Here is a 3,316-nt window from a genome sequence, read left to right on the forward strand (position 1 = left end):
TTGGTTTGTTAGAAACAATAAAACTGGCTGCTGGCGCAGTACCTTCAAAACGCAGAGTTAATGGTCATGAACTGGCTGCGGACGTCAATGTCACGGCGCAGGATATTTTTGACGGGCAAGTTGTGGGGATTGGTGAAAATCAGAATCTGGATGATTACCAGGTGCCAGGGCTTTATTTTCAGGGGGCGAACGCTAATACCAGTGCAGCACTGAATTACCCGGAGAACAATGCAGGTTCTCTGATGGTACTGAGAAGCGCCGGAGTGACACAGATTTACCGCGTGTACAACTCATCCCGCAGTTATACGCGTAGCAAGTATTCAACGCAGGCATGGACACCGTGGATGCCGGAAGATTCTTACCCTGTCGGCGCGCCTATCCCCTGGCCATCGGATGTTACCCCGACAGGGTACGCCTTAATGCAGGGGCAACCCTTTGATAAAGCCGTCTATCCATTGCTTGCGATTGCCTATCCTGCGGGGGTTATCCCGGACATGCGAGGTCAGACGATTAAGGGTAAACCGAACGGCCGGGCGGCGCTTTCGTATGAACAAGATGGTGTTATATCGCATACCCACGGAGCCAGTATTTCCGATACCGATTTGGGAACGAAATACACCAGCTCTTTTGATTATGGTTCGAAACCAACAACCAGTTTTGATTACGGAAATAAGTCATCCACAGAAGGGGGGTGGCACGCACATAACTTCCGGTATTGCTCAACGTCTGCATACCGGGATACTCCCGGCCAGGGGCTGGGGATGCACTCGTCGAATATTTCATGGTCAGCTGGAGATCGTATTGAGGGAAGTGGTAATCATGCTCATGTGACGTGGATTGGCCCTCATGATCACTGGGTGGGTATCGGTGCGCATGACCATTATGTGGTTATGGGGTATCACGGACATGCTGCGACCGTTCATGCAACCGGAAATGCAGAAAACACCGTTAAAAATATTGCGTTTAACTATATTGTGAGGCTTGCCTGATGACTTTTGAAATGACCGGAGAAAACCGGACTATTACTCTCTACAACCTTCGTGCAGATACAAATGAATATATTGGGAAATGTGATGGGTTTATCCCGGCTAATACGGGATTACCTGCTTACAGTACCAATATTGCCCCGCCGTCAGCGAAGGCTGGTTTTGTCGCTGTATTTAATTATGAGTCAGAAAAATGGTCACTTGTTGAGGACCATCGAGGGAAAATTGTCTACGACATTCAAACCGGGAAAGCTACCACAATTGACCAGTTAGGTAAGTTACCTGACGATGTTGTTTCCGTTGCGCCGGAAGGCCATTTTGTTAAGTGGAACGGAGCACAGTGGGTCCACGATACCGATGCGGAAAATGAGCATCTTCTGATGCTGGCGGAACAGGAAAAAATAAATCTTCTGGCGGTTGCAACATCCGCTATCGCACCCTTACAGGATGCTGTTGATCTGGACATGGCAACGAAAGTTGAAACCGCACTTTTGCTGGAGTGGAAGAAATACCGTGTCTTGCTTAACCGGGTAGATACCTCAAAACCCGAATGGCCTACGCCCCCGAATATTCAGGCCAGTTAATATCAGGCGCGGAAGACAAATCGAGGCGGCGTAACTCGGTGCGATAGCTTCGCAACGCCGCCAGCTCTGTTTCTTCACTTGCTGAGATATCACCATCATTTTGCGCAGCTTCCAGCCAGTCAATACGCGATGTAGCTTTAGCCATGCGGCGGTCGCGTTCCGCTTCTGCGTCAGCCAGGTGATTGCGGATTTGCTGCAATTTCCCGTCTTTATAAAACCAGTCATCCCCCAGCGTGACGCGCAGATTAGCTTTTGTCGCCGGGAGCTCAACAACACTGAGATTAACCGGGAAAAGCGCATGAATATTTGTCGTGAATGTTCTTACGCGACCATCATCGTCATAGCCGATTTTCAGCGTCTTTGATTCATCAAATAACTCTATTACGTCATACCAGTCATTACCTTTGTCATCCTGTAAAAACAGGACATTCTGGCCGTCAATAACTTTTGGCCTGTTTGTGACATCAGGAATGTAAGGAATGAATTTACCAAAACTCTGCATTTTTATTTCCTTTTAGTTAATGACGTACCATATGTTATTAACCTGTTTTCGCATATAGCGAATAATAAAATTACCAACGTTACTTGAGCCACCGACCATATTAAAGTTATACATAGCCGCACCATCAGTCGGGCGCATATAACCCCGCCCGTCCCAAAATCCAACCTCAGCAGGTGCGGTAAGGTCGATGTTCTGGACAAAGTTTTGCAACACCCAGCTTTGCGTTGCATAGCCAGTAAAATCTATGGGTTGTGGGTTATGTGGAGAATAGACTCGCTGACCATTATCAAAAACAGCGCCAAAAAGACAGGTGCCATCTGGTTTTATTGCTACGGGATTGCTTATCCATGCGCCAGTATTTTCATTGTAAAAATTAACTGAGAAAAAACCCTGATAATAACCATAGTTAGCAGCTAAAACACCAGAAGGGTCATAGTTAGCAATAAGACCATTACCCGTTCTCCTGTCAATGTTTTCAATTTGTATACTTCGCGCACCAAAACCACCGACATTTAAACCTGCATAACCAGTTTTATGCAATAAATCGATACGGTTACCCGCATTATTAAACGCAACCCTGTAATCATAATCAATTTCAGGATACGTTGTATGAATATCCCAGTAATGGTTGCCGCTAACCTGATTGGCCAGACCAAACTCGATTGGTGTTGCAGCATTGTGAGACAAGACTCTATTCGCCTTAAGCGCAGAAATTGACGCAATTCCTGTTACACTCAAATCCCCTTGAATCTCCCCGCCAGTTACTGGCAGCGCCCCAACATCCCCGGATGTTGGCTTATTTTTGGTATTAAAGTCTCGACGCCAGCCTGGTAAATACCCATCGCCATGATTAATGTAGGTAAACTGAGCACTGGGAATTCCACTTGTTGCGGTTGTTGGCGTAGTGATACGAATAGTCATCGCACCACGCTCGCCCATGACCTCAACAACCGCACCGGCTAACTGGATATTCCCGCATCCTGTATCAGTAATAACCCTGTTATCACCGTATGACCATGAGCCTTTACACATCCAATACGGATGATTAAATGCCCCCTGTGATTCAAGCCAGACGATAAACTCCGCAGTTGTCCAGTCACCGCCCCCGCCAATGCTTACAAAGCTGCTAAATGCCCGCGCAGCGCCGACATTCCGTACAAACAAATCAGGTTGTGGTATATCCGCGCCGTTCTGGTCTTTTTGCAGTGATCCAGCAGCGCGATTTATCGTTTCTACTAAACCAA

The 3,316-nt window shown here is 47.1% G+C and carries 4 protein-coding genes; 2 read left to right on the top strand and 2 right to left on the bottom strand.

The genetic code is table 11. From position 1 onward, the window contains the following. Together OGW16_RS02070 and OGW16_RS02075 are read left to right on the top strand one after the other, a co-directional pair. A partial coding sequence (locus OGW16_RS02070; protein WP_286517667.1) for a tail fiber protein occupies positions 1–989 on the top strand: 989 nt, incomplete at its 5' end. Continuing rightward, on the top strand, positions 989–1,570 hold the full coding sequence (locus tag OGW16_RS02075; protein WP_286517668.1) for a tail fiber assembly protein: 582 nt from the start codon (positions 989–991) through the stop codon (positions 1,568–1,570). The genes OGW16_RS02070 and OGW16_RS02075, both read left to right, overlap by 1 nt. Here the strand turns inward: OGW16_RS02075 and OGW16_RS02080 are convergent. Both OGW16_RS02080 and OGW16_RS02085 read right to left on the bottom strand, forming a co-directional pair. Beyond that, positions 1,542–2,072: a tail fiber assembly protein gene (locus OGW16_RS02080; RefSeq protein ID WP_286517670.1), complete on the bottom strand. Its 531-nt coding sequence runs from the start codon at positions 2,070–2,072 to the stop codon at positions 1,542–1,544. The genes OGW16_RS02075 and OGW16_RS02080 overlap by 29 nt on opposite strands. A gap of 12 nt (positions 2,073–2,084) precedes the next feature. Then, a partial coding sequence (locus OGW16_RS02085) for a phage tail fiber protein (RefSeq protein WP_502873961.1) occupies positions 2,085–3,316 on the bottom strand: 1,232 nt, incomplete at its 5' end.

Origin of the sequence: Citrobacter sp. Ce104 (assembly GCF_030334595.1) — a bacterium.
Lineage (GTDB): Bacteria > Pseudomonadota > Gammaproteobacteria > Enterobacterales > Enterobacteriaceae > Citrobacter > Citrobacter europaeus.

Coding starts and splice junctions, on each gene's coding strand:
- OGW16_RS02075 (WP_286517668.1), top strand. CDS start 989: ATGACTTTTGAAATGACCGGAGAAAACCGGACTATTACTCTCTACAAC.
- OGW16_RS02080 (WP_286517670.1), bottom strand. CDS start 2,072: ATGCAGAGTTTTGGTAAATTCATTCCTTACATTCCTGATGTCACAAAC.